At 57.3% G+C, this 24,744-nt stretch carries 24 protein-coding genes; 14 read left to right on the forward strand and 10 right to left on the reverse strand.

Annotated features, from left to right (window positions below; translation table 11 throughout):
- The first annotated feature begins 112 nt into the window (after positions 1-112).
- From FPT15_RS26615 to FPT15_RS26625, 3 genes are all read left to right on the forward strand, one after another.
- Positions 113-1,528 carry a cytosine permease gene (locus FPT15_RS26615; protein WP_145165788.1) on the forward strand — a complete coding sequence of 472 codons (1,416 nt, stop codon included), beginning with the start codon at positions 113-115 and terminating at the stop codon, positions 1,526-1,528.
- Positions 1,529-1,931: 403 nt separating this feature from the next.
- Positions 1,932-3,371 carry an ATPase domain-containing protein gene (locus tag FPT15_RS26620; RefSeq protein ID WP_145165789.1) on the forward strand — a complete coding sequence of 480 codons (1,440 nt, stop codon included), beginning with the start codon at positions 1,932-1,934 and terminating at the stop codon, positions 3,369-3,371.
- A 23-nt stretch (positions 3,372-3,394) separates the two neighbouring features.
- A complete protein-coding gene (locus FPT15_RS26625; protein ID WP_145165790.1) occupies positions 3,395-3,772 on the forward strand; it encodes a response regulator in 378 nt (125 codons plus the stop codon).
- 169 nt (positions 3,773-3,941) lie between these two features.
- Here the strand turns inward: FPT15_RS26625 and FPT15_RS26630 are convergent, their stop codons facing one another.
- From FPT15_RS26630 to FPT15_RS26640, 3 genes are all read right to left on the reverse strand, one after another.
- Complete coding sequence (locus tag FPT15_RS26630) at positions 3,942-4,346, reverse strand: hypothetical protein (RefSeq protein WP_145165791.1); 405 nt, start codon at positions 4,344-4,346, stop codon at positions 3,942-3,944.
- A gap of 330 nt (positions 4,347-4,676) precedes the next feature.
- Positions 4,677-5,300 (reverse strand): SMI1/KNR4 family protein, encoded by a 624-nt coding sequence (locus FPT15_RS26635; RefSeq protein WP_145165792.1) that lies wholly within the window; start codon positions 5,298-5,300, stop codon positions 4,677-4,679.
- Positions 5,301-5,317: 17 nt separating this feature from the next.
- Positions 5,318-6,013: a DUF1963 domain-containing protein gene (locus FPT15_RS26640; protein ID WP_145165793.1), complete on the reverse strand. Its 696-nt coding sequence runs from the start codon at positions 6,011-6,013 to the stop codon at positions 5,318-5,320.
- 434 nt (positions 6,014-6,447) lie between these two features.
- On the opposite strand from FPT15_RS26640, the gene FPT15_RS26645 reads away from it, so the two are divergent.
- The 6 genes from FPT15_RS26645 (at position 6,448) to FPT15_RS26670 (ending at position 12,674) form a co-directional block, all read left to right on the forward strand.
- Positions 6,448-7,404 (forward strand): hypothetical protein, encoded by a 957-nt coding sequence (locus FPT15_RS26645; RefSeq protein ID WP_145165794.1) that lies wholly within the window; start codon positions 6,448-6,450, stop codon positions 7,402-7,404.
- A gap of 361 nt (positions 7,405-7,765) precedes the next feature.
- Positions 7,766-8,095, forward strand: coding sequence for a hypothetical protein (locus tag FPT15_RS26650; RefSeq protein ID WP_145165795.1), 330 nt, complete (start codon positions 7,766-7,768; stop codon positions 8,093-8,095).
- Positions 8,096-8,324: 229 nt separating this feature from the next.
- A complete protein-coding gene (locus tag FPT15_RS26655; RefSeq protein ID WP_145165796.1) occupies positions 8,325-10,586 on the forward strand; it encodes an AAA family ATPase in 2,262 nt (753 codons plus the stop codon).
- A gap of 584 nt (positions 10,587-11,170) precedes the next feature.
- Positions 11,171-11,464 carry a fructose-bisphosphate aldolase gene (locus FPT15_RS26660; protein ID WP_145165797.1) on the forward strand — a complete coding sequence of 98 codons (294 nt, stop codon included), beginning with the start codon at positions 11,171-11,173 and terminating at the stop codon, positions 11,462-11,464.
- A gap of 274 nt (positions 11,465-11,738) precedes the next feature.
- Entirely contained in the window at positions 11,739-12,230 is a 492-nt protein-coding gene (locus FPT15_RS26665; protein ID WP_145165798.1) for a GNAT family N-acetyltransferase, read from the forward strand.
- Between the two features lie 18 nt (positions 12,231-12,248).
- Positions 12,249-12,674, forward strand: a complete 426-nt coding sequence (locus tag FPT15_RS26670; RefSeq protein WP_145165799.1) for a GNAT family N-acetyltransferase — start codon at positions 12,249-12,251, stop codon at positions 12,672-12,674.
- Here the strand turns inward: FPT15_RS26670 and FPT15_RS26675 are convergent.
- Together FPT15_RS26675 and FPT15_RS26680 are read right to left on the reverse strand one after the other, a co-directional pair.
- Positions 12,661-13,158, reverse strand: a complete 498-nt coding sequence (locus FPT15_RS26675) for a hypothetical protein (RefSeq protein ID WP_256676521.1) — start codon at positions 13,156-13,158, stop codon at positions 12,661-12,663. The genes FPT15_RS26670 and FPT15_RS26675 overlap by 14 nt on opposite strands.
- 3 nt (positions 13,159-13,161) lie before the next feature.
- On the reverse strand, positions 13,162-13,701 hold the full coding sequence (locus FPT15_RS26680; RefSeq protein ID WP_178119754.1) for a GNAT family N-acetyltransferase: 540 nt from the start codon (positions 13,699-13,701) through the stop codon (positions 13,162-13,164).
- A 154-nt stretch (positions 13,702-13,855) separates the two neighbouring features.
- Here FPT15_RS26680 and FPT15_RS26685 point away from each other — a divergent pair, with 154 nt between their 5' ends.
- Entirely contained in the window at positions 13,856-14,749 is an 894-nt protein-coding gene (locus FPT15_RS26685) for an AraC family transcriptional regulator (RefSeq protein WP_145165801.1), read from the forward strand.
- Here FPT15_RS26685 and FPT15_RS26690 read toward each other — a convergent pair.
- Complete coding sequence (locus FPT15_RS26690) at positions 14,691-15,278, reverse strand: LysE family translocator (RefSeq protein ID WP_145165802.1); 588 nt, start codon at positions 15,276-15,278, stop codon at positions 14,691-14,693. The two genes, FPT15_RS26685 and FPT15_RS26690, sit on opposite strands and share 59 nt — an antisense overlap.
- 232 nt (positions 15,279-15,510) lie before the next feature.
- Between FPT15_RS26690 and FPT15_RS26695 the strand changes: the two genes are divergently transcribed.
- The gene (locus FPT15_RS26695) at positions 15,511-16,098 is read left to right on the forward strand and encodes a TetR/AcrR family transcriptional regulator (RefSeq protein ID WP_145165803.1); all 588 of its coding nucleotides are present in this window, start codon (positions 15,511-15,513) and stop codon (positions 16,096-16,098) included.
- Between the two features lie 45 nt (positions 16,099-16,143).
- Here the strand turns inward: FPT15_RS26695 and FPT15_RS26700 are convergent, their stop codons facing one another.
- Positions 16,144-16,218: a winged helix-turn-helix transcriptional regulator gene (locus tag FPT15_RS26700; protein ID WP_256676522.1), complete on the reverse strand. Its 75-nt coding sequence runs from the start codon at positions 16,216-16,218 to the stop codon at positions 16,144-16,146.
- A gap of 96 nt (positions 16,219-16,314) precedes the next feature.
- Between FPT15_RS26700 and FPT15_RS26705 the strand changes: the two genes are divergently transcribed.
- The gene (locus FPT15_RS26705) at positions 16,315-16,494 is read left to right on the forward strand and encodes a hypothetical protein (RefSeq protein ID WP_145165804.1); all 180 of its coding nucleotides are present in this window, start codon (positions 16,315-16,317) and stop codon (positions 16,492-16,494) included.
- 4 nt (positions 16,495-16,498) lie between these two features.
- Here the strand turns inward: FPT15_RS26705 and FPT15_RS26710 are convergent, their stop codons facing one another.
- From FPT15_RS26710 to FPT15_RS26720, 3 genes are all read right to left on the reverse strand, one after another.
- A complete protein-coding gene (locus FPT15_RS26710) occupies positions 16,499-17,944 on the reverse strand; it encodes a mechanosensitive ion channel family protein (protein WP_145165805.1) in 1,446 nt (481 codons plus the stop codon).
- A 250-nt stretch (positions 17,945-18,194) separates the two neighbouring features.
- Positions 18,195-19,061, reverse strand: coding sequence for a pirin family protein (locus tag FPT15_RS26715; protein ID WP_145165806.1), 867 nt, complete (start codon positions 19,059-19,061; stop codon positions 18,195-18,197).
- A 76-nt stretch (positions 19,062-19,137) separates the two neighbouring features.
- Positions 19,138-20,343: a multidrug effflux MFS transporter gene (locus FPT15_RS26720; RefSeq protein ID WP_145165807.1), complete on the reverse strand. Its 1,206-nt coding sequence runs from the start codon at positions 20,341-20,343 to the stop codon at positions 19,138-19,140.
- Positions 20,344-20,443: 100 nt separating this feature from the next.
- On the opposite strand from FPT15_RS26720, the gene FPT15_RS26725 reads away from it, so the two are divergent.
- Both FPT15_RS26725 and FPT15_RS26730 read left to right on the forward strand, forming a co-directional pair.
- On the forward strand, positions 20,444-21,550 hold the full coding sequence (locus tag FPT15_RS26725) for an efflux RND transporter periplasmic adaptor subunit (protein WP_145165808.1): 1,107 nt from the start codon (positions 20,444-20,446) through the stop codon (positions 21,548-21,550).
- Between the two features lie 2 nt (positions 21,551-21,552).
- Positions 21,553-24,636 carry an efflux RND transporter permease subunit gene (locus FPT15_RS26730; protein WP_145165809.1) on the forward strand — a complete coding sequence of 1,028 codons (3,084 nt, stop codon included), beginning with the start codon at positions 21,553-21,555 and terminating at the stop codon, positions 24,634-24,636.
- Positions 24,637-24,744: the final 108 nt, after the last annotated feature.

Raw genomic sequence — 24,744 nt, forward strand, 5'->3', positions numbered from 1 at the left:
TACTAATTTACCTCCCTGCGCCCATTGCAGATGATCACTCCAACAACAAAGCGCCGCCCACGCGTCGCACAGCGAAGTACGTCAACGTACTCACCTTGCCTTGGAGCTCGTCATGGTTACCACTGCAACATCCTGCGCCCCGCTTATCGAAAAACACACGATTGGATACGTGCCCCCGGAAGATCGCCATGGAAAGGTAAGAGACCTGTTCACCCTGTGGTTCGGCGGCAACATCGCGCCGCTGCCCATCGTCACCGGCGCGTTGGGTGTGCAACTGTTTCACTTGAACCTGGTGTGGGGCATCGTCGCCATCCTCGTCGGCCACCTGGTCGGCGGCGTGCTGATGGCGTTGCACTCAGCCCAAGGCCCGCAGATGGGCATCCCGCAAATGATTCAGAGCCGCGCCCAGTTCGGCTCCCTCGGCGCACTGCTGGTGGTGGTGATCGCCGGCGTCATGTACATCGGCTTCTTCGCCTCCAACATCGTGCTGGCCGGTAAATCCCTGCACGGCGTGGTCGACAGCGTGCCCGTGCCGGTCGGCATCGTCATCGGCGCCATCGGTTCCGGGATCATCGGCATCATCGGCTACCGCTTCATCCACGTGCTCAACCGCATCGGCACCTGGGTGCTCGGCGCCGGCATCGTGCTGGGTTTCGGCTACATCTTCACCCACGTGCAAACCACGGACTTTTTGACCCGTGGCAGTTTCAACATTTCCGGTTGGCTGGCCACCGTGTCTCTCGCGGCGCTTTGGCAAATCGCCTTCGCACCCTACGTGTCGGACTACTCCCGTTATCTGCCGGCCGACGTCCCCGTGGCGTCCACCTTCTGGACCACCTACCTGGGCTCGGCCCTTGGCTCCAGCCTGGCCTTCATCTTCGGCGCCGTCGCCGTGCTCGCCACCCCGGTCGGCATGGACACCATGGACGCCGTCAAACTCGCCACCGGCGCCATCGGCCCACTGATGCTGGTGCTGTTTTTGCTCAGCGTGATCAGCCACAACGCTCTTAACCTCTACGGCGCGGTGCTGTCGATCATCACCTTGGTGCAGACCTTTGCGTATCGCTGGATTCCTACCGCCAAAAGCCGTGCGGTGATCTCGATTCTCGTGCTCGCTGCCTGCGCGATGGCGGCGGTGTTTGCCTCCAAAGACTTCATCGGCCACTTTGTCGACATGGTGCTGGTGTTGCTGGTGGTACTGGTGCCGTGGACGGCGATCAACCTGATCGACTTCTATGCGATTCACAAAGGCAAGTACGACATCGCCTCGATCTTCCGCGTGGATGGCGGGATTTACGGCAAGTACAACCCACAGGCGCTGCTGGCGTATGCCATCGGGATTGCAGTGCAGATTCCGTTTATGAATACGCCGCTGTATGTAGGGCCGATTTCCGCACACATCAATGGCGCGGATTTGTCCTGGGTGGTGGGGTTGGTGGTGACCTCGCCGTTGTATTTTTGGTTGGCGAGTCGCGACAGTGCGTATAAGCGACGCATGGAGGGGGGCAAGTTGGTGGGTGGGGTTTGAGGTAACAGGCTGACGTATTTTTAGAGCACTGAATGGACCATCCCTATCGTGGCTTTGCGGCTGCGGTATGGGTGGTTTTTTCGTTTGGGCTGGGGTTGCAGGAATGAAGGCTGTGCGAGCGCGCTTGCGTGGCGTTTGATTAGCCCGTTGAGGGGTGGTGGCCAACGATGACCTTAGTTCGATCCGATGGGTGGTTCAGTCTGGCAACGCCGCTGAAACGCAGCCGGCTGCTTAGTCTGCTTTGGGCCATATGTTGCCACTCGTGAGGGGTTCTTTCGACATAACAACGGCGACTGGCGCGACAACTTTCCATTTAACCCTAATGGCTCCCGAGCCGAAATGGAGTAGCATTCCCTCCATCAGCTTGGTTTAAACAGATTGTTTTTCGGATCAGGGTCGCATTGTGGAAAAGCTAAAACGCCTTCAAAGCGGAATAGAAGGGCTCGATGCTCTGCTCAAGGGCGGATTGGTCGAGGGTGCTTCATATATTATTCAAGGACGCCCAGGGTCTGGAAAAACGATCCTTGCCAATCAGCTTGGGTTCCATCACGCGAACAATGGGGGCCGGGTTCTGGTCGCCACGCTGCTGGCAGAGTCACATGACCGTCTTTTTCAATTTCTTTCTACGTTGAGCTTTTTTGATTCATCCAAAGTCGGTGCCGAAATTCAATTTGTCAGCGCCTTCGACACGCTGGAAAACGACGGTCTGGATGAAGTCGTCAAGCTGCTTCGGCGTGAGATAAGCCGCCAGAAAGCCACGGTGATGGTAGTAGACGGGCTGCTCAACGCGCGCTCTAAAGCCGACTCGCCCATAGACACCAAAAAATTCATTTCAGAACTGCAAGGGCACGCCGCCTTCGCCGGTTGCACGGTGCTGTTTCTGACCAGCTCCCGACTTGATGACGGAAGCCCTGAGCACACCATGGTGGATGGCGTCATCGAGATGGGCGAAGAGCTGTATGGCACTCGCTCGGCGCGTCGTATCCACCTGCGTAAAACCCGTGGCAGCGGAGCAATGACCGGTCTTCATGAGTGCGAGATTACCGAGCATGGCTTGGTGGTTTATCCCCGCCTCGAAAGTCTTTACAGCCACCCGTCCTCCCCCGACAGCGCCGACATGACGCGCATCGCCAGTGGCGTTGATTCACTGGATGGCATTTTGGGCGGAGGCCTTTACAGTTCCAGTGTGTCTCTTGTCATAGGGCCCTCCGGGATTGGTAAAACGACGCTGGGCCTGAAGTTTCTGTCCGAGTCGACGGTGGATATGCCAGGGCTGCATTTTGGCTTCTACGAGAGCCCACAACGGTTGCGGCTCAAGGGCCAGTCACTGGGTATCGATATCAAAGCCATGGAAGACAGCGGCGCGCTGAGCATTGCCTGGCAGCCAACCACCGAAGGCCTGCTGGATGGGCTGGGCGCACGACTGCTGAGCATCGTTGAGGAAAAGGGCATCAAGCGCCTGTTCATCGATAGCCTCAGTGGCATGACGCGAGTCTCGACAAATCCGGCGCGGATTACTGACTTCTTCAGCGCCCTGATGAACGAGCTGCGGTCCAGGGGCGTGACGGTATTTGCATCCTGGGAAATGCGCGATCTGTTTGGCTCCGAGGTCAGCGCACCGAGCTCTGACCTGTCCAGCATCGTCGATAACCTGATGCTGATGCGGTTCTCTGAGAATCGGGCTGAACTAAGCAGGACGTTATCCATTCTTAAGGTACGAGATAGCGCTTATGACCCCTCGCGATTTGAGGTCGTCATCCAAGATCAAAATGTTTTTCTGAGAAAGGCTTCAAGACATGAACCTTCAGTTATCACTGAGTCATCACCTGGTTCAATTTCTTAAGCTTTCGAGTGGGTTGAACTAACATGACCACCATTCTGGTCGTCGACGACGAGTATTTGATCGCTGATATTCTCAGCTTCGCGCTGGAGGATGAGGGGTTCATGGTGGTAACGGCCAGCAACGGTCGAAAAGCACTCGAGGTGCTGGACAGAGAACGCCCTGCCCTGATCATTACCGACTTCATGATGCCGGTGATGGACGGCCAGGAGTTCGCCACCGCTGTCCGCGCCCTTCCTTCAGCTAATCATTTACCGATCATTTTGATGAGCGGCGCTCAGGCGCACATTGGCATGCAGCGATCGGACTTGTTTGATGTTGTGTTGCCAAAGCCCTTCAATATCGATTTGATCATTGCCGAAGTCAGGAAGCTGTTGTCCTCTGATCAATCAGTCGTTCTCTGAGGCATGACGTGGGTGGGCATTGAACATATTTGCCCGCCCAGTTGCCTTTAACTGAAGCTGACCATCGCACTGCAAGGTTATAAGCGGCGTAGAACGACACGCGGCAGGCCAGGTGAAGTCTGCGACGCTTTGTCTGAGAACTTAAAATGGACTGTGTCGACATGAGTTGTCAGGTGGCATCCGCCAAGTAGTAAAGGATGTACCCGCAATACATAAGCGCACCGGCCGCCACCTCTGCGTCAAGGCACGTTTTGAGTGCATCCTCATCAGCAAAACCGTACGCCGACAACTTGTCGCCTGCAAAATCAGCAAGTCGCCACACGTCGAAGCCATCGATCTCACCGTGGGCCCCGAAGTCGAAGTCCACCGTGCCCGTGGGGAGGCTGACCGCGCAGCCGTAGCCGTGCTTGAAGTAACGAATGCCGCCTTCAAGCTCGCCGTGCTGAGGAATGTTATTTACCACCCAATCCATATTCGTCGCGGGCAGCGGGATGCCAGACCGCTGCATCATGGCTACTGCAACGCCGACGCTTGCCTGGTAGTCGCTGATCAAAATGGCGAGTTGATTATTCATACCGTCTCACTGTTATAGATGCCCGTGATGGTCAGAAAAATAGTTGGCCCGTTCGGTAGTGTTGGCGCTCGATAGCAACCCTGTGCGTTCAGGGTGTGAACCGCGCCCGAACTGTTCAAGTTTGACTTCACACTCATCAACAATCAGGGCATTTTCAGGCAACAAACCTATTCAATAAGCTCGACGACATTTTCACCTATCACGGTAATTCCATCTGCCCTGTTCGATACCGGCAATCATCAGGCCGCGCTGACAAACTTCCTTCAAGAAGCTCCATGCGCAGCGCCTGGATAGGGGATTCAAAGCGCCCGCTTCGCCCGCACGCTTGTATCAGATCGGCCTGTCCACAACCCGTGCATTCCAGACGTCCCGATAGCGCTCGCGCCAACCCGGGCTGCCTTGATCCAGCCACGCCAGTGTCGCCTCGATCGTATCCGCGCTGATGACGAAGTGATTGATATGCTCGGCAATCCGTTCCTGCGACAGGTGCAGCATGTCCAGGTAGGCATTGAAGCCGTCCGCCAACACCACGTACTCATCGCCTTGCTGGCGACGCCCCGTCCATGCGGGTAAACCCGCGACCATCGCGCCCACGTCCTGACGGCCCTCGCGCAGGTCAAGCAGCAACAGGCTCGCACCGCCATCGCGGCCGATCGGCAACACCCCCGTAGCCGGGAAGCCAGGTTGCTTGCGCAGTTGCTCCAGTTCATAAGGGTTGGATTCATAGCCTTCGCCGGGCTGCAGCCCATACAGCGAAAAGCTCAGCAACTCCTTATCGCCATTACTCATAGTGGCCAGCACGTCGTAATCCACGGTGCCGCCGTTGCACACCTTGAGAAACTGCCGGTAATCGTCCGGCAGGCGTGCACCGAGCAGCGCCTCCAGGTGCGAGATGGTCTGCTCGGAGGCGCCTTCACGGGTGTCGTCAAGAATCAATCCACGGTAGTCAGTCATCGAGGGCTCGCAAAACCTTAGTAAAAATCATAATAAAGTGCCCATTCACCGGTTTCGATGTGCTTCCAGAACATCAGGCTCCCACTGTGGACGACGTTCAGATTGATCTTCGCGTCGGACGAAATCTGGAACACAAACTCGAAGCCTTCACCCGGATCAACACCCGGCTGGCAGAACGAGGGGTAACCGCCGATCTTGTGTTCGTAGGTGTGGGTGACCAGGTCGTAATAGCTGGGCACCTCGCCCGCGCGTACCAGCGTAAGTATGGCTTGCTCAAGGTCGGCCGGCACACCGCCGCCATCCCACAGTGGAAAGTCCTCCAGCACCGCTTGCGCGTTGAGTGGGAAGGGTTTGAGAAATGAACCGTCCACCCGCAGCGCCTTGCGAACCAACACATCATCCGCCGCATATTCACGGATAACCCAGTTGTTCCCCATCGGCTCAAAGGGCTCGGGAAGCGGATTAGACATAAACACCGTCAGCACACGAACCCCTTCCAGCAGCGGGCTGCTGAAGGGCATGGCGGGCAGAAAAAATTGCGCATAGGGGAGCAATGGCTGCCCCGCCTGATTGGTCGGCACGCCTTCATCAGGTCGGAACAGAAAGACATCGCCCAGCCAGCTTTCTTCATCGGTGCCAGAGGGACGAAAGCCGCCAGCAACGAACTTCACCGCAGGGCGGGCCAGTCGTTGCTTGATAAGTTGAATGTCCATGGCGATGTAAACCGTCCTTTTTGCGACTCACGTGACAAGCGTAAAGGCCGCAGATTAGCAGTGTGAGCGAGTGGATGCCTGTGCAGTTTGTGAGCACGCTTGGACGAGTTGAGCGTGTTCGGGTATTGAATTTCGGCTGGCATTGGTTCGCCATGAGACCGTCCCGGGTCATCGATAGGATAATCAGCACCTTGGGCGGGGCGATAGGCGTGTTGAATTAAAAGCCATTGGTTACTAGGGCTGACTACTGATCCCGTTCTCTTAGCAAGTGGGGGCAAGGTTCGGTTTTGGCGATGGCTGCCGTTCGCGACTGGCAGCTTGCGGCCAAAAGCGGCCACTCCACGTGATCGGCAACATCACTCGAACATTGCGTACGTCTCCTACATACGCCATCTTATTGGGTTATTTCACTAAAAACTCGCAAGGAGCTAAGAATGATAAATTGCAGGCGTTCAGCGAAGCGAACACTGGCTCTAACTTTAATGTTAATTTGGTGTCTAGGGGGAGTATCAAATGCAAATCAAGCACCTTCCGTTTTACCATCTACAAGCGAACCCCCAGTTATAACCACAGAGATTGGCAAGAGCATCTCATCGATATCGCCGGGTGACTTTGGAGCAAGCAAAAGAGGGTTAGCTATCGAGACTGAGCTGAAGATATTAAAGGAAAAAAACACACTAATTTCTGATTTTCAGAACTCGCTAATATCAATCGTTATTTGGTCTCTTAGTGCTGTAGTTAGTGTCGTGATTTTGTTGGTTGGCGCCAGCCTCTTCACCAACTTCAAGTTGCATGAAAAAGATGTGCAACGAATACAGACTGACTATGATGCAAAAATAAAAATATTTCGATCTGAGGTGGAAGCTAGCCTTGCTAAGGCAGGCCAAGAGATGGTGAACACACAAGAGGCAAGGAGTCAGCAAGATCTAAACAGAATGCTGGATCAAGCTGCCCAAGTGAGGTCGCAGTTTGAAATTGTTAGACTTTCGCTTGAGGAAAAATTTGACCAATTGCTCTCAGGTACGATGAAATTTGAGGCAAAGTTAGATAGCGTCGAAAAAAACCAGATCGCTTTGAGGGCAGAACTTCGTAAGGCGGAAACACAGATTTGGGAAATCAAAAAAATCCCCGCAAATGTGTTAATTTCTTCTTTACAGGGCTTAGATGCGGCACTAGCTTCCGGGGATAAATGGCGAATCGAAGACTTTTTCAAACAGATAAAGCATGTAATTAAATCGGATTTTATTGAACTAAGAGGTGATCTGGATAAGGAGCTGCAGCAGTTTATTGAAAATCGGCTAATTAAATTCGAAAGTGAATACCCGGAACATGTAAGTGAGATTAGGCAGCTAATCGTTGAGTTTTCTTATTTAAATGATGGCTTGAGCTGACTAGGGTGCCGGTCACTGGTGCATCTTTTATAGGTCTGCGTTTTTTTGGAATAAGTCTCTCTGTCAATCAGGTGAGTGAGCTAAAGCCAGCAAATGCTTTCGGGGGTGAATCGCCCCTAGCTTAGTAGACGTTTCGAGTGTCAGCTTCTGGCCGATTGCTGCCTGTCTAAAGAAAGCAAACGAGCCATAGCGATCCTCCGCAGTAGGCAGCAAGTAGTCTAATAGACTAACGATAGGAGCGGGAACCTCAGGTGAGGCGATAGTGGTAACTGAGTCAACTCGGCATCTGCGCCACCAGCAAGCAAAGCTGTGGCTGAGTTAGAATCTGCTACCTGACACATCAGGTTCCCTGAGAACAATGATGAATACAGATCTTACTGAAGAAGAGATGCGCCGGTCGTTATTTGGGCAAACCGAACTACCTGAGTCAGCATCTCAATCGCACCAACAGGACATCGCCCAGGAAGCCGCGACAGTACAGCAGATTAAAGCTGCAAAGAAGAAAGTCTCCAAAGGCTTTACCCCTAGGCTCAAGGTGAATCTGCGGGTGAGCAACGAGTTTGAGGGTAAGACATTCGAGATCGTTCATGAGGCCGATACTTTGAGTACCCTACTGGCAGAGCAGGAGGCCACCAAGATAGCCAGGAAAAAATTCAGGTATGTAGAGGATGTATCGGTAAAGTCAATGTAACGCACATATTTTCGCGGGCGCGTCGAAAGGCAGCTGTCGGGCAGGAGCGGACATTTGGATCAAACCCCGAAATCCGGGGCGGTTCGGCCACCGCTTTGTCGGCCGTAAACGACTGCGTTCGGCTACAAAAAATGTACAGCCTGACCCACGATTCCATTCGACGAACACGTCAAATTGGGTTTATAAATAAACATGCGTTCAGGCCACATATAAAAACCAGGAAGACATTATGATAACGGGGATAGGAAAGATTAAAGGGCTTGGTGTTTATCAGAACTATACCAAACCAGTCGGAACTCAAAATTTTGCCAGCAAAAACCTTATTTACGGATGGAATTATTCAGGCAAGACCACACTTTCACGCTTATTTGCTCAGTTGGAGTCAAAAACCCAAAATCCGGATCTTAATGGCTGCGAATTTAGTTTTGAAACTGCCGAACAGACAATTAACGAAAAGAACTTTCAACAATGCGAGCTTACCGTTAGAGTATTTAACTCAGACTTCATTCGTCAAAATATACATTTCGAAGGAGGCGGATTTAATCCAATTCTGATTTTGGGCAAAGATTCTGAGGAAGCAGAAAAGAAAATTGAAAAACTCAACGCACGCATTGGGCGTTCCACATCTACCCAAAAAATCATTAACTCTAAATTCGACGCACTCAAAGCTGAGATTGCTAGAGCAAAGACTTCAGCAGCTGAAAATATAAGGCAAGTCCTTAAAGTCACTCCCTATGACGCTCGACATCTAGGAAATGATGTAAGCATCGTCGGTGTTCTTGACTCGCAGACTTTGTCGGATGAAGATCTCGCCTATAACTTTGAGCTAGCTGTCACTCCGGATAGTAAAAAGCCGAGCACAGTTGAGCTGGTCTTCGGCAAGCCTTCCATTGAAGCTATATACAAGGAAGCGTCCAATGCTCTAGCTGCCACACCGAGCTTTTCAAATACAATCAAGCATCTTGAAGATAATCCCGCAATTGAGCGCTGGGTGGAAAATGGTTTGCACATACATCCCGCTGCGGGTACCTGTGAGTTTTGCGGGAATAAAGTAACTCAAGCTAGACTTGAAATATTCCTAGCCCATTTTTCAAAGGATCTTGCGGATCACAAAAATAGCGTGGAGGCTTTACTTTCCAAAATCCGAGCAAGCGAATTTACGCTCGTCTTGCCCAATGAGGCTCAGTTTAATAATCAATATCGAGATGCCTATCGTAACGCCGCAGAGCCACTTCCCCACGCAATAAAATGTTTCAATCAGGCTGTGAATACGCTAGCCAAGGATGTTCAAAGCAAGATTGAAAATTTACGTAAACCACTAGTTCCTGCGGTTCTCGCTCCTGACCTGTCGGAGACAATTACCCAAGCCATACTGGCGGTTAATGCTGTAATTAAAATCAATAATGAGCTTGCGGAAAATTTTACTAAAGCCAAAGCCGAAGCCCATCAAAAGGTTAAAAATCATTACATCCAGCAATTCATTGACAAACAAGAGACCTCTGGACTTGAGCGAAAAAAAGATCGCCAAGTCAAGCGATCCGAACGCTTGAGAGCATATAGCACACACCTTCAACTTTTGATAAAAAAACTTCAAGTCCTTATTAGTCACGCCCAACGCGGTAGAGAAAAAATTAACGATCGGCTAGCTTCCATGCTTGGCAATACAGCCGTCCAGATAAACGTTGTTGCTGATGCTGCGGGTCAAGAACGATTCCAGCTTGTAAGAAAAAATGGTCATATAGCCAAAAACCTCAGCGATGGTGAACGGACAGCCATTGCTTTTTCTTACTTTATAATAAAGCTACAAGAACTAAGCCCTGAAAAATTTAAAGATTCAGTCGTTTATATCGACGACCCTATTTCAAGTCTAGATGGGAATCATATATACCAAATCACCTCGGCAATAAATGAGATTTTTTTTCAAAAAATACAAAATGCACAAGGCAGCGAAACATGGGCGACAACATGTAAACAATTATTCATCTCAACTCACAGCTTTGAGTTTTTTAACTTATTAAGAGAGTTAAAGCCAGATGGAGGCAACCACGCTAGACTTTACCTGATCAATCGAATAAATGACGATTGTTCAAGTTTTGGAAATATGCCTAAATCGCTGTCGAGCTATGGCTCTGAGTATCACTTTCTATTTGAAAAAATATACCGTTTCCACGAAACCGAGGACAAAGCCAATATTGAACTCCTTATGCTACCAAATGCAGTCCGGCGTTTCGTTGAACTCTACACCTATTCTAGAATCCCCAGTACCCAAAGAGAAACCGTAGATCAAAGAGCAAGTGAATTATTCGGCAAAGAAAAATCCAAGTCAATCCTAAAGCTTTTACATACTTTCAGCCATGGAAATACAATTGATCGCCTGGCGGGTAACAATGAATTAATATTCCTACTGGAGCAAACGGTGAAAGATCTATTTGAAGAAATTCAAAATAGGGATCAGCGCCACTGGAGTGCTTTAATAAAGTCGTTGCCGTAGCGCTGCTATTACTTTAATTATCATCTTATTTTTAGACGATTAGCCACCGCATTTAATCGAAAGCACCTAGAGTTAAATGTTAGCTTCTGGCCGTTTGCGGCCGTTAACGTCCGACGAATCCTCGGCTATTTGCGCCCGAATGTGCCAGGAGTCAACCAGCCAGTTCCGCCAATAATGTGGACAATCTTGCTGACAAACGTCGAAGAAAACGACAGGCTAAATAGAACGCAAATGGATGAACACGTTCGTGATCCAGCAAAGATTTCCTACATGATGGATTGGCTCGAGGTGTGTTACATCCTCTCGGTTGCACCCTGGCCAACAGCACCTTATAGTTCGCCCCGTCGCCGACCTCGGTCAGCGATCGGGTTTCGCAGCCCTACCTAAATAGAATCAACCTGCACAGTCATCAGACCCTCAGGCGGAGCCCGCCTGCGTCTTGTTTATGGCGGCTGTGCGTGGGAGACCTTCGGGTCTGCCGGGGGTGATTCTTCCTGGTCTGCGAACCCGCGCACAGTTGCCACCCAGACTGTTTCGCAGCAGCAAGGTGGCAGTTCTTTTTACCCAAAATAGAATCGAACCTTATGACTAATCAACACCCGCCCCGCCGCTTCACCCCCATGTCCCAAACCGCAACCGAATACCCTGTCCTCCTCATCGACAGCGACGCCCCGCTCAGCGAGCTCCACGCTTGCGCCAGCGAACGACTCAACGCCGCCCTCGCCTACCTGCACCTGATGGCCTGCTCCAATGTGTCCGACTATGCCGAGCACGACATCAATACCGTCGCCAATACCGCCAGGATCATGGTGCAGGATGTGGCAGATGTGTTTTCGGTGATTGAGAAGCGCGGGTTTGATGTGCCTGCTGTGGCTTGACGAGAGGTGAGTTGTGAGAAAACCCGCTTCGGCGGGTTTTCTGGTTTTCGGCGGTCGGTTCAAGCCCACCTTTTTGTAGTGAGCGGGCTTGCCCCGCGTTGGGTTGCGCAGCAGCCCCGAAACCAGTCCCTCAATTTGCCTGGCGTACCGCGTTTGTTTTGACTGGGGCTGCTTCGCAGCCCAACGCGGGGCAAGCCCGCTCGCCACAATCCGTGTCAGGCCCTTGATGTTTCTTTATGATGTGGCCTTTCGCTTAACGTCCCAGGAAATACCCATGCCCGCCCTCACCTTCCGTAACGCCCTCCGCGCCGATGCCGCGCGCTGCTTTGAAATCGAAATCAGCGCTTACGAAGGCGATGAGGCCGCGACCCTGGAGAAAATCGCTACGCGCATTGCGCAGTACCCCGAAGGCTTTTTGATCCTGGAGGCGGATGGCGAGGTGGTGGGGTTTATCAACTCTGGCTGCGCCCATCAGGTGGTGATGTCGGACGAGGCGTTCAAGGAGTTGGTGGGGCATTCGGGCGAGGCGCCGAATGTGGTGATCATGTCGGTGGTGGTTGACCCGGCGCAGCAGGGCAAGGGCTATTCCAAGCGGTTGATGACCGAGTTTGTGCAGCGCATGCAGGCCATGGGCAAGCAGACGATTCACTTGATGTGCAAGGAGCAGCATGTGCCGTTGTACACGCGCATGGGTTACAGCTATGTGCAGCCTTCGCCTTCTGACCATGGCGGGATGGCGTGGCATGAAATGGTGATGGCGCTCTAACCAAGGGAGTTTGCGGTGATGACTGCTTTGCGTATTGAAATCAGCGACCGACCCAACCCCGACGCCGAGCGCCTGCTCGGCGACGGTCTCGCCGCGTTCAATGAAGCCATCACCGGTGCCAACGACCGCCAGCCACTGACGGTGCTGGTCAGAGATCCGGACAGCCGGCAGATCCTCGGCGGCATCACCGGCAAAACCTCCTTGGGCATGGCCTTTCTCGACCTGTTCCACTTGCCCGATGCCCTGCGCGGCTCGGGCTTGGGCAGCCAATTGCTGCAAGCCTTCGAAGATGAAGCCCGGCGCCGGGGTTGCTTGAGTGCGGTGCTGTACACCCTCAGTTTTCAGGCACCGGCGTTTTACCAGAAGCAAGGGTGGGTGCGGTTTGGCGAGGTGCCGTGCATGCCTGCGGGCAGCAGCCGGGTGTTTTTGTCTAAGGCGCTTTGATGGTTTGCCAGTCGAGGCCGGCAAAGTGTTGCGTAAATTCGAGTAGCTCGCGGTCGATGGCTTCGGCATGCCCATGCACCCCGCTATCCGCCAGGCCGTACGCATCATCAAAATACCCGCACGTCTGCAGGGTGCCGGGTAAGTCGTAGCCTGACCGGACCCATAGGCGATAGACGCCCTCGGCCAGGCGTCGCCCGAAGGCGGGGTCGCGGAGAAGTCGGCTGTGCGCAACCGACAGCACATAAGGCAGCATTTCGTCTTCGGTCATGGCCGGCGCGGCGACTTGCAGTAGCTGCCCCATGACCGCCTCGCGACTCGACCTGGTCATGAGCGCGAGTTCTATCAGCGCATACGGAGGGTGCTGCAGTGTCGCCAATGTCGCATCCGCCCATTGAATCACCGCGGCCACATCGATAACGCCGATGTCCAGGGCGCCCCTGAGGTAGGCGACGGTAACACCCAAGGCTGCTTCAGCCTCGCTCATCATTCACCCGCCGGCGCTCAGGGCTTTACCAAACAACCGGTTCTCGTGGGTTTCCCCCTGGAACGTATAGGTCGGCGAGCCCAGCAGTTCGTAGCCGCGCCGCGGGTAAAAACCCAGTGCCCGTTCATTGCCGACCCACACCGTGGCCCACAGCAGTGAAGCCCCGGCCAGCGCTGCGTGTTGCTCGGCCGCTTGCAGCAGTTGATAGCCGATACCCCGGCCGGTGAAGCGCTCCTGGATGTACAGGCGTTGTAGCTCGGCAACGTTGGAGGATGGAAGCATTGCGTGCTCGGCGCGCAGTTTGACTTGAGCAAAACCGACGAGGTGGCCGTTGGTTTCTGCCACCACCAGGGCGCAGCCGGGTTCGGTCATCAGCCGCGAGATGGTAGCCGGCGCAAAGGCTTGCAGCGCTTCGGTGGCGATGGCGCTGCGAATGCCTTCGGTCGCGTAGGTGTCGAGAAATACCTGCATGCCCAGCACGCCGATGCATAGGGCATCCTGGGGGCTGGCAGCGCGAATCTGGATGGGCGAAGACGATGTCATGTGCGGCTCTAGGGCTGAAAACGGCGTAAGCAGGGTTTTAGCATAAATGGACCTTGGCCGGCGTATTCCATACGCCAATGGGACTTCCAGGCTGACGGCCCTGGCGGTCTGTGTAATGATCGCCCTTCGTTCCTCAAGGGATGGAGCCACCGCCATGTCGCTGAACACCTCTGCTGACCCCGCGCAAGCGCCGCGCTTCTGGCGTGATGAGCGTTTGCCGTTCATCGAAGCGCGGACCATCGCCGACGGACGCAAGGTCACTTATACCCGTCACGCCCACGAGCATTTTTCCATCGGTGCAATCACCACCGGGCGCAGTTATTACCACTACGGCGCGCAGACGTTTGAGATCAGCGCCGGCACGGTGGTGTTGATGAACCCCGGCGATGTGCATGCGTGCAATCCGATCTACGACCAGCCTTGGTCGTATCACATGATTTACCTCGACACGCCTTGGCTGACCGACCTGCAATACCAGCTGGGTTTCAGTACCGATCAGGGTTATCGGCCGTTCAACACGCCCCACACCCGCGATCCGGTGCTGTTCAACGGTCTGATCGAGCTGTACGCAATGCTGTTGGATGAGCACGCCGAACTGCTGCAAAAACAGAGCGCACTGGTGAGTTTTTTTACTGAGGTGCAACAGCGTTTGAACCCTTCGTTGACACCGGTGCGGGAGATCAACCACAAGCTGGAGCGCGCCGCCGAGTACATCCGCGCGCACTGCACCGAGGCGTTGAAGCTCGAAGAGATTTGCCTGGCGGCCGAGCTGTCGCCGTCGTATCTGATCCGTGCGTTCAAACAGTATTACGGGCTGACGCCGCATGCCTTTCTGGTCAACCGGCGTATCCAGTTTGCCCGGACGCAATTGCGCAACGGCGCGTTGATCGCTGATGTGGCGCTGGCGGCAGGGTTTGCCGACCAGGCGCATTTTCAGCGCGCGTTCAAACAGCATTTCGCTGCTACGCCGGGGCAGTACCGCGACTTGCTCAAGCCATCAGCAAATAACCCACACTGGCCACCAGCAACGCGGCCATTGAGCGGTTGAACAGGCGTACGCCTTGCGGGTTGCTCAGGTAGCGTCGCAAGAACGTCCCGGCGTATGCCCAGCACGCCACCGACAGGTAGCAGATCACCAGGTAGAGCGCCGCGAACAGCCACACTTGGCCCGCGTCGCCGTCCGCCACAAACAACCCCATCCCTGCCACACAGGCCAGCCAGGCTTTGGGGTTGAGCCATTGCATGATCGCGCCGTAAAGCATCGACGGCGCGGTGGCGGTGCCGTCGGCGTCGAGCCGGCCATCGTCCACCGCCAACTTCCAGGCCATGTACAGCAAAAACGCGACACCGCCCCACTGGATCAACTGGGTCAGGATCGGCCAGCGCACCAGCACTTCATGCAGGCCCAGGCCGATCAGCACCAGCAGCAGGGTGAAGCCGACGGCGGCGCCGAACACGTGTTTCTGGCTGGCGGCAAAGCCGAAGCGCGCGCCGGAGCTGAGCGCGACCACATTGACGGGGCCCGGCGTGATGGAGGTGGCCAGGGCGAAGGCGGCCATGGAGAGGATCAAGCTCATTGCAGTTCCTTTTTGTTATGCCAAGCGAAGATGGCACCACGGTAAACGACCCACTGAACGCGGTATTGAACAAAATGCCCCTGAGCCTTGGATGCATTGATCCATTACCCGCGGTGAAGGGCCCGGGTTTGTGCAATGCCGCACTGTTGGGCTTCCTCGACAGCAAATAGACCCTGTACCCTGTCGGCGCGCGCCAATTGCGCGCCCACAATGACCCGCCATCAGGACGCTAATGCCCAACCCCATTCCCCGCCGGCGCGATGCCGCCGTCACCCGCGAAGCCATTGTGTTGTCTGCGCGCAAAGCGTTTGCCCTATCCGGCTACGATGGCACCGGGCTGGGCGAAATCGCCGCCGGCGCGCGGGTCACCGTGATGCTCGTCAACCGCTACTTCGCCTCCAAGGAGCAGCTGTTTGCCGAGGTGATCGCCCAGGCGCTGGCCAGCCCGTTCCCCCTGACGCAAGGCAACCTGAGCTCGGCAAATTTCGGTCGTACCCTGGCGACCGCGCTGGTCAGCATCACCGAAACCGGCAGCACGCCACTGGAAGGTTTCCTGATCATGCTGCAGTCGGCATCGAGCAAACGCGCCGCCATGATTGGCCGCGAGCACCTGGAAAATGGCCACCAGGCAACCCTGGCCGCCGCGCTCAAGGGCGCGCATCACCAGGAGCGCGCAGCGTTGATGTTGGCGCTGGTGTCAGGCGTTCAGGTGATGCGCCAGATGCTCGAGTTGTCGCCGCTGGCCAAGGCCGACCCGCAGGTGTTGATCGACTTGCTGACGCCCCTGTTCCAGCAACTGGTGGATGGCCAACCCGCCTAGCTCACCTGCGTGACGATGTCGTCAACGCCCAGCGCACCGACATGCTCAGACTCGGTACGCCTCGCCCCCTTGGGCCAATGTGGCGAGCACCGGCATCAGCGCGCGTCCTTTGTCGGTCAGTTGATATTCACTGTGCGCCGCTGTCCACCGACAGCGCGGCCTACCTCACCCGTTGATCAACGAGAAGTGCGCGCCGACTCGACTGGGGATTATTTGATGAGAAACGACACCCGCCTCGCGCGCATGCTGCATGTGCTGATCCATATGGGCCGCCATGAAGAGCGCGCCACCATTGGCCTGTCCACCGACCACCCGCAGTGCCTGGTGGAACAGGCCGTAAACGCCGCCCTGGCGGATGATTTTGACCAGCGCTACCGCGTCGCAATGGCGCCCTGAGCGCTTACAAGCCGCGATTGCGCAACCACTGCAAAAAGCCTTTTTTGACCGGCACCACCGGCGCTTCCTGGGTCATGGCCTGCGCTGCGTGCACGCGAAAATCCAGCAGCGCCTTCATCGCTTCGCTGATGTCATGCCGCGCGTCCAGGCAGGGTTTGAGGTATTCCTTCTCGATGCGGTACAGGGTGCAGAAAGTCTTGGCGGAAAAGTCCGCCAGCGTCGCCTGGTCGGACAGAATCCCCGCCTCGCCAATCACTTCGCCCGGCCCCATGCGCCCGGCTTCGAATTTGTGACCGCCCTTGATCAGCATCACCGAGACCACACCGGACTCGACGATAAACAAATGATCGCTGACCTCCCCCGCCGGCAGGATCATCTCGCCAGCGCGATAGGTGTGCAGCGTCATGTTCTGGCTGAAGGTGTCCTTCTCCTCTTGGCGCAGCGTGGAGAAAATCGACGAGCGCTCCAGCAACGCGCGTGCGCCGGACAACGCCGGCGGCGCGCCGCTTTCGGTGGCGGACAGCAACCCCACACCCGCCGCCTGCAGGTGCCTGAAAGCCAAATCGTAAAGCTGGTTGCGCACTTCGCGCTTGAGGGTCATGGCCGGCACAAAGCCGCTGATTTCGTACTCGACGCCGCCACTGGCGGAGGTCTTGAACGCCACGCTCGGCGCCGGGTTGGCCAGCAGCGGCCGGCACCCTTGCATCGCGCGCTCGAGCGCCTCGATCACGATTTGCGGGCGCGCATGCGGGCTGACTTGCAGGCTGACGGCCAGGCCGAACATGTCGGCGGGGCGTGAAAAGTTGATGATCTTGGCCTTGGCCGCCAGGGAATTGGGGATCACCGCCATGCTGCCCTGGGAGGTCTGCAGGCGTGTGGCACGCCAGTCGATATCGGTGACGCGGCCTTCGGTGCCGTCGATGGAGATCCAGTCATCCAGCTGATACGGCTTGGTGGTGTTGAGCACGATCCCGGAAAACACATCGCTCAAGGTGCTTTGCAACGCCAGGCCGACGATGATCGCCACCGCGCCTGATGTGGCGAGTACGCCCTTGACCGGCAGGTCGAGCACGTAGGCCATGGCGGCGATGATCGCGATCAGGAAAATCACCGCGCCCATCAAATCCTGCAGCAAGCGCCCGCCATGGCCGACCCGTTGCATCATCACCGCACCGAGCAATACCGTCAGGGTCCGTGCGGCGAACAGCCACCAGCCGATCTGCAAGGCAGTAGCCGCCAGGTGCAAGGCGGTGTTGTCGGAATAGGGTGCGAGTTGCATGGGGTTCATGCCGTCGTTGAACAGCACGGCGCTGTACACGGCAAAGATTGCCAACCGCGCCGCCAGCTTCCAGTTGGCGAGGTTGACGGAAATCAGCCGCCACACGGCAATGTCGATAAAGATCAGCGCCACGGCGCACAACATCGGGTGATCAGCGATAAATGAGGGCATCCAGGCGACTCCAGGGCGAATGCTCAGAAGATCGCATGAATCGGTAATGCAGCAAACAAAATGTATTGGCAAGGGCTTGCTGTGGCGAGCGGGCTTGCCCCGCGTTGGGGCGCGAAGCGGCCCCGAAACCTGACGACTCAATTCAGCTGGAAAAAACGCGGTGACTGGTTTTGGGGCGGCTTCGCCACCCAACGCGGGGCAAGTTGGCTTGCCACAGCAAGCCAGCTCCCACAGGGTTTGCGGTGTGCAGTCAGACGTGCATTTGCCCGAAACGACCGGACTGGTAGTCGGCAAATGCCTGGTGGATTTCCTGCTCGGTGTTCATCACGAACGGACCATGGCCGACGATGGGTTCATCAATCGGTTCACCGCTGAGCAGCAACACCTTGGCATCGTCATTGGACTCCAGGGTGAGTTGATCACCGTCGCGTTCGAACAACGCCAGTTGCCCCTGGCGTGCCACTTCCTCGCCATTGACCAGCACGGTGCCACGCAGGATCACCAGCGCAGTATTGCGCCCGGCGTGCAGGTCCAGCGTGACCGCTTTACCGGCGTTGAGCCGCAAGTCCCACACGTCAATTGGCGTGAACGTACGCGCCGGCCCTTGAGTACCGGAAAATTCACCGGCGATCAGGCGCAATTGCCCGGCGTCATTGGCCAACGGCAGCACCGGAATGTCGCCGTCGACGATGGTCTGGTAACCGGCGTCGGCCATTTTGTCCTTGGCCGGCAAGTTGACCCACAGCTGCACCATTTCCAGCGCCCCGCCGCTGCGGGCAAAGGCTTCGGAATGGAATTCTTCATGAATGATGCCTCGCGCGGCGGTCATCCACTGCACATCGCCGGGACCGATCGTGCCGCCGGCGCCGGTGGAATCACGGTGCTCGACTTCGCCGTCGTACACGATGGTCACGGTTTCAAAGCCGCGATGCGGGTGTTGGCCTACACCGCGACGTTGTTCGGTGGGGCTGAAATCGGCGGGGCCGGCGTGGTCCAGCAACAGGAATGGGCTGATGTGCTTGCCCATCGCGTCGTAGGAAAACAGCGTGCGCACCGGAAAGCCGTCACCGACCCAATGGGCGCGGGGGCTGGTGTAGATGCCGATGATTTTTTTCATGGTGTACCTCCAAAGTGCCTACACCATAAGTCCGTCGGCCTCTGAACACTAGCCGGCAAAAGCAGCCCTGATCGTCCTACGTATAGGACAGTCCCTTGACCGGACGTTGGCGCAGCAGGTGGAACGCGACAAACGCCAACACCGCAAAGCTGGCCTCAATGACGATCATCGGCGTGGCACTGCCATCGCGCAAATGGCTCAGCAACAGGCCGCTGCAGGTCGCGCCAAACATCTGCGAAAACCCCATCAGCCCAGCGGCTAGGCCCGCACGGTGCGCGTTGGGCATTACCGCGCCCGTGACCGAGCCGGGGAGCACCAGGCCACCGCCCAGGGTCACCAGTGCCACCGGAAGGTCCAGGCCCAGCACCGACAGGCCGAACAGCTCGTAAATCAGCACCGCCGATAGGCCGCCGATGGCCACCAGTGTCACGCCCATCGGCACAATCCGCTGCGGCCCCAGGCGCATGATGTTGCGCCGGGTGTAGGTGGAACCGACGATCAGCATCGACACAATCACGCCAAAATTGATGCCGTACTCAAGGCTGCTGAAACCCAGCAGGTTGATAAACACTGCCGACGAACCCGCAATCACCGAGAACATCGCACCATAGGTGCACGCCAATGCCACGGCGTACGCCCGGTATTGACGACCCTTGAGCAAATCCAGGTATTGCCCGCCGAGGGTACGCCAATGGCCGGCCGTGGGATCGAGGCAGTGGTTGCTCTCGCGAAAGAACAGCACAGCCAACACCAGCACCACACTGCCGATGATCAGGGCCAAAACAATTGGCGCGTGCCAGCCCAGCAGCTTGATCAGCAGCCCGCCGATCATCGGCGCGACAACAATGGCGTAGAGCATGCCGATCATGGTCAGCGCCAGGGCCGGCCCCGCTTCGGCTTGCCATACATCACGCACCACGGTGCGCGCCAACACCAACGCGGCGCAGGCGCCGAGGCCTTGCAACACGCGGGCGGCAATGAATTGACCGATGTCGTTGACCAGCAGCATCGCCAAGGTCGCCAGCACATACAGCGCCAGGCCGCCGATCAGCACCGGACGACGGCCGATCCGGTCCGACAACGGCCCGAACAGCAATTGCCCGAGGCCGAATGCAGCTACAAACGCCGACAACGCCATCAGCGCCGAACCGGCTGGCGCCGCCAGCGCCTGCTCGATGGCGCCAAGGCCTGGGATGATCAATTGAGTCGACACTTCACCTAGCGCCGTAAGGGCCACCAGTAAAAACAACAAGCTTCGCGAGGGCGCCGGGGCGTTTGCCATGGGGAGTATCCGGGGGCTGGATTAATTTATATTTCGACCATAATATGCGTAAAAAATTATGTCCATAATTTTTTATTCACTGGTTATCCCGGAGCCCGTCATGACCCCTCTTCCCCTGCGTCTTCTCACGCCCCTGGCCCTGTTGATCCTCCTCGGTGGCTGCAACAGCAAGGCCGACACCGCCGCCGAAGTACCGCCGCCCCGCCCCGTGCTAGCGGCCAAAGTCGAAGCCGCCGGCACCCAGCAAAGCGCCTACACCGGCGTGGTGGCTGCGCGCACAGAAAGCGACCTGGGCTTCAGGGTTAGTGGCAAGGTCATAGACCGCAAGGTCGACCCCGGCCAGCACGTCTCCCGTGGCGACACCTTGCTGGTGCTGGACATCGGCGACTTCGAGCTGGCCCTGCGCTCGGCCAAGAACCGCGTGAACGCGGCCCAGGCGCAAGTGCGCCAGCGCCGCGATGATGAAAACCGCTACCAGCGCCTGGCCAGCACCGGCGCCGTGTCGCGGCAGATTTTCGACCAGTCGGCGACCAACCTGCGCGTCGCCGAAGCCGAGCTGGCTTCGGCGCAATCGGACGCCAGCCAGATCGAAAATCGCCGCACCTACTCGGTGCTCAAGGCTGACGGCGACGGCATCATCACCGACGTGCGCGTAGACCGCGGCCAAGTCGTCGCCGAAGGGCAAATCGTCGCGCGCCTGGCCCATGACGGCGCTCGCGAAGCCATCGTCAACCTGCCGGAAAACCAACGCGACCACGCCTCACAAAAAGCCTTGGCGTTCCCCTTCGGCGCGCCGGACCAGGCCGTGACTGCCACCCTGCGCGAGCTGTCCGCCAGCGCCGACCCGACCACCCGCACCTACCGCGCGCGCTACGTATTGCACGGCGCCGTTGACCGTTTCGCCCTTGGCTCGACCATCACCGTCCGCCTGCAAGGCGATGGCCAGGCCCAGCAAACCCGCGTGCCCATCGGCGCGTTGCAGGACGCCGGGCAAGGCACCGGCGTATGGCTGATTGGTGCTGATGACACCGTCAGCTTCGCGCCCGTCAAGGTCGCCAGTCTCGGCCAGGAAGACGCCCTGCTCGACAGCGGCCTCACACCCGGCCAGACCATCGTCGCCCTCGGCGCGCACTTGCTGCACAGCGGTGACGCGGTGCGCCTGCTGCCCGCGCAAGCATTGGCCCTCAATCGCAAACAGGACCACTGAGCATGCGCGGCATCAACCTCTCCGAACTGGCGGTGAAACACCGCGCAGTCACGCTGTTTCTGATCATCGCGATCCTCGCCGCCGGCATCTTCTCGTTCGGCCAACTGGGGCGCGCCGAAGACCCTTCATTTACCGTCAAAGTCATGACCATCACCGCCGCCTGGCCCGGCGCAACCGCACAGGAAATGCAGGAGCAAGTCGCCGACCGCCTGGAAAAGCGTCTGCAGGAACTGGACTACTACGACCGGGTCGAGACCATAGCCCAACCGGGTTTTGTGTCGATGCGCATGACCTACAAAGAGTCCACGCGCCCCAGTGAAATCCAGGACTTGTTCTACCAGACCCGCAAAAAACTCAGCGATGAAGCGTCGAAACTGCCCAAAGGCGTAATCGGGCCGTTCTTCAACGATGAATACTCCGACGTGTATTTCGCCCTTTACGCACTGGAAGCCGAGCACTTGCCACATCGCCAGCAAGTGCAAATGGCCGAAGAACTGCGCCAGGGCTTGCTCAACCTGCCGGGGGTGAAAAAGGTCAACATCCTCGGCGAGCAGGCCCAGCGGATCTTTGTCGAGTTTTCCTACGAGCGCCTGGCTACCCTGGGCATCAAGCCCGATCAGATCTTCGCCGCCCTCGCCGCGCAGAACGCCGTAGCGCCATCGGGCTTCGTCGAAACCGCCGGCGCCCGCGCCTATATCCGTATCGACGGCGCCTTCGACAGCCTCGCGCTGATCGAAAACGTGCCGCTGGAAGTCAACGGTCGCGTGCTGCGCATTGCCGATGTGGCCACCGTCAGCCGTGGCTATGAAGACCCGCCCAGCTACCGGATTCGCCATCAGGGCGACCCGGCGCTGATGCTCGGCGTGATCATGGAAAAGCACTGGAACGGCCTGGAGCTGGACAAAAGCCTCAAGGCCCAGGAAGCCAACATTCAGGCCGATCTGCCGCTGGGCGTGAACTTCGCCAAGGTCTCCGACCAGGCAAAAAACATCAGCCTGGCCGTGAATGAATTCATGCTCAAATTCTTCGTCGCCCTGGCCGTGGTGATGGTCATCAGCCTGCTGGCGCTGGGCTTTCGGGTGGGCCTGGTGGTGGCCGCCGCGGTGCCGCTGACCTTGTCCGTGGTGTTTGTGATCATGCTGCTGACCGGGCGTGAATTCGACCGTATTACCCTGGGCGCGCTGATTATTTCCCTGGGTTTGCTGGTGGACGACGCGATTATCGCCATCGAGATGATGGTGGTGAAACTGGAAGAAGGCTTCGACCGGATTCACGCCGCCACCTTTGCCTGGAGCTCCACCGCCGCGCCGATGCTGACCGGCACGCTGGTGACGATCATCGGCTTTCTGCCGGTGGGTTTTGCGCGCTCGGGCGCCGGGGAATATGCCGGCAATATCTTCTGGATCGTCGGCTTTGCGCTGATTTCATCCTGGCTGGTGGCGGTGGTGTTCACACCGTACCTGGGCGTGAAATTGCTGCCGCAGATCAAACCGGTGCCGGGCGGCCACGACGCCATTTACGCCGGCCGTTACTACCAGAAACTGCGTGGTGTCGTCCAAGCCTGTGTGCGCAGGCGCTGGTGGGTAACTGGCTTGGTGGTGGCGGCCTTTGTGCTGTGCGGCTTAGGGATGGGCGTGGTGAAGAAGCAGTTCTTCCCCAATTCCGACCGTTCCGAACTGATCCTTGAGGTGTACATGCCGCCCGGCAGCGCGTTCAAAAGCACCGAGGCGGTGGCGGCGCAGCTGGAGAAAGCCCTGCTGCAAGAGCCACAGACCAGCCTGGTCGACACCTATGTGGGCGGCGGCGCGCCGCGCTTTTTCCTGTCGCTGAACCCCGAGTTGCCCGACCCGGCGTTTGCCAAGCTGATTGTGCAAACCCCGGACTCGCATGCCCGTGATGCGCTGAAACTGCGCATGCGTGAGCGCATAGCCGCCGGTGAGTTTCCGGCTGCGCGCGTGCGTGTCACGCAATTGCTGTTCGGCCCGCCCGTGCCGTTTCCGGTGGTGTTTCGTGTGTCCGGGCCAAATGTGGATGTGCTGCGCGGCGTGTCCGAAGATGTGCGTCGCATTGTCGCCGCCAACACGCTGACCAAGGACGCCTTTCTCGATTGGGGCGAGCGCACCAGCGGCTATCGCCTGGTGCTGGATCAGGACCGCCTGCGCCTGCTGGGTTTCACCCCCAACGAGGTCAAATCGCAGCTCAATGCCTTGCTCAGCGGCAACCCGATTACCGAGGTGCGTGAAGGCAATCGCACCGTCTCCGTGGTCGCTCGCGCCCAGGGCAACCAGCGCGAAGACCTCGGCAATCTCAACAATATGACCCTGACCAACAGCGCTGGCACCTCGGTGCCGCTGGCTCAGGTCGGGCATTTTCAGGCGGTTATGGAAGAGCCGATCCTCAAGCGCCGCAACCGCGCAAGCACCGTGGAAGTGCGCGCCGACATCATCGACGGCGTACAACCGCCCGACGTGGAAATGGCCGTGTACAAAGACCTGCAACCGCTGATCGCAAAGCTGCCGGCCGGTTACCAGATCGACATTGGCGGCCCGGTGGAAGAAAGCGCCAAGGCCAACGTCGCGCTGGCCGCACTGTTCCCGATCATGATCCTGCTGACCCTCACCGTGATCATGTTCCAGGTGCGCTCGTTCGGCGTAATGTTCATGGTCTTCGCCACCGCGCCCCTGGGCCTGATCGGCGCGGTGCCGACCTTATTGCTGTTCAACCAGCCATTCGGGTTTAACGCGATTCTGGGCTTGATCGGGATTGGCGGCATCCTGATGCGCAACACGCTGATCTTTACCGACCAGATCCGCCAGAATCAGGAGCACGGCATGGCGATTCGCGAAGCGATTATCGAAGCCACCGTGCGCCGCGCAAGACCGGTGATTTTGACGGCACTGGCGGCGGCCCTGGCATTTATCCCGCTGACGCTGTCGGTGTTCTGGTCCTCCCTGGCTTATGTGCTGATTGGCGGGGTGTTGGTGGGCACGGTGTTGACGCTGCTGTTCCTGCCGGCGCTGTGCAGTCTGGTGCTTGGGCGAGAGAGGACAAGGACTACCGAAACCTCCCACGCAACACCCGGATAAGCTCTACAGATACCACCTGAAAACCTCGGCAAAGTCCCTCGCCTGATCACACAGTGCGAGGGATTGCAGATGGTTTTTTCCGTTAAAGCCCCGGTTATTGGGGCTGTC

It is taken from the genome of Pseudomonas sp. RGB, from assembly GCF_007713445.1.
Taxonomy (GTDB): domain Bacteria; phylum Pseudomonadota; class Gammaproteobacteria; order Pseudomonadales; family Pseudomonadaceae; genus Aquipseudomonas.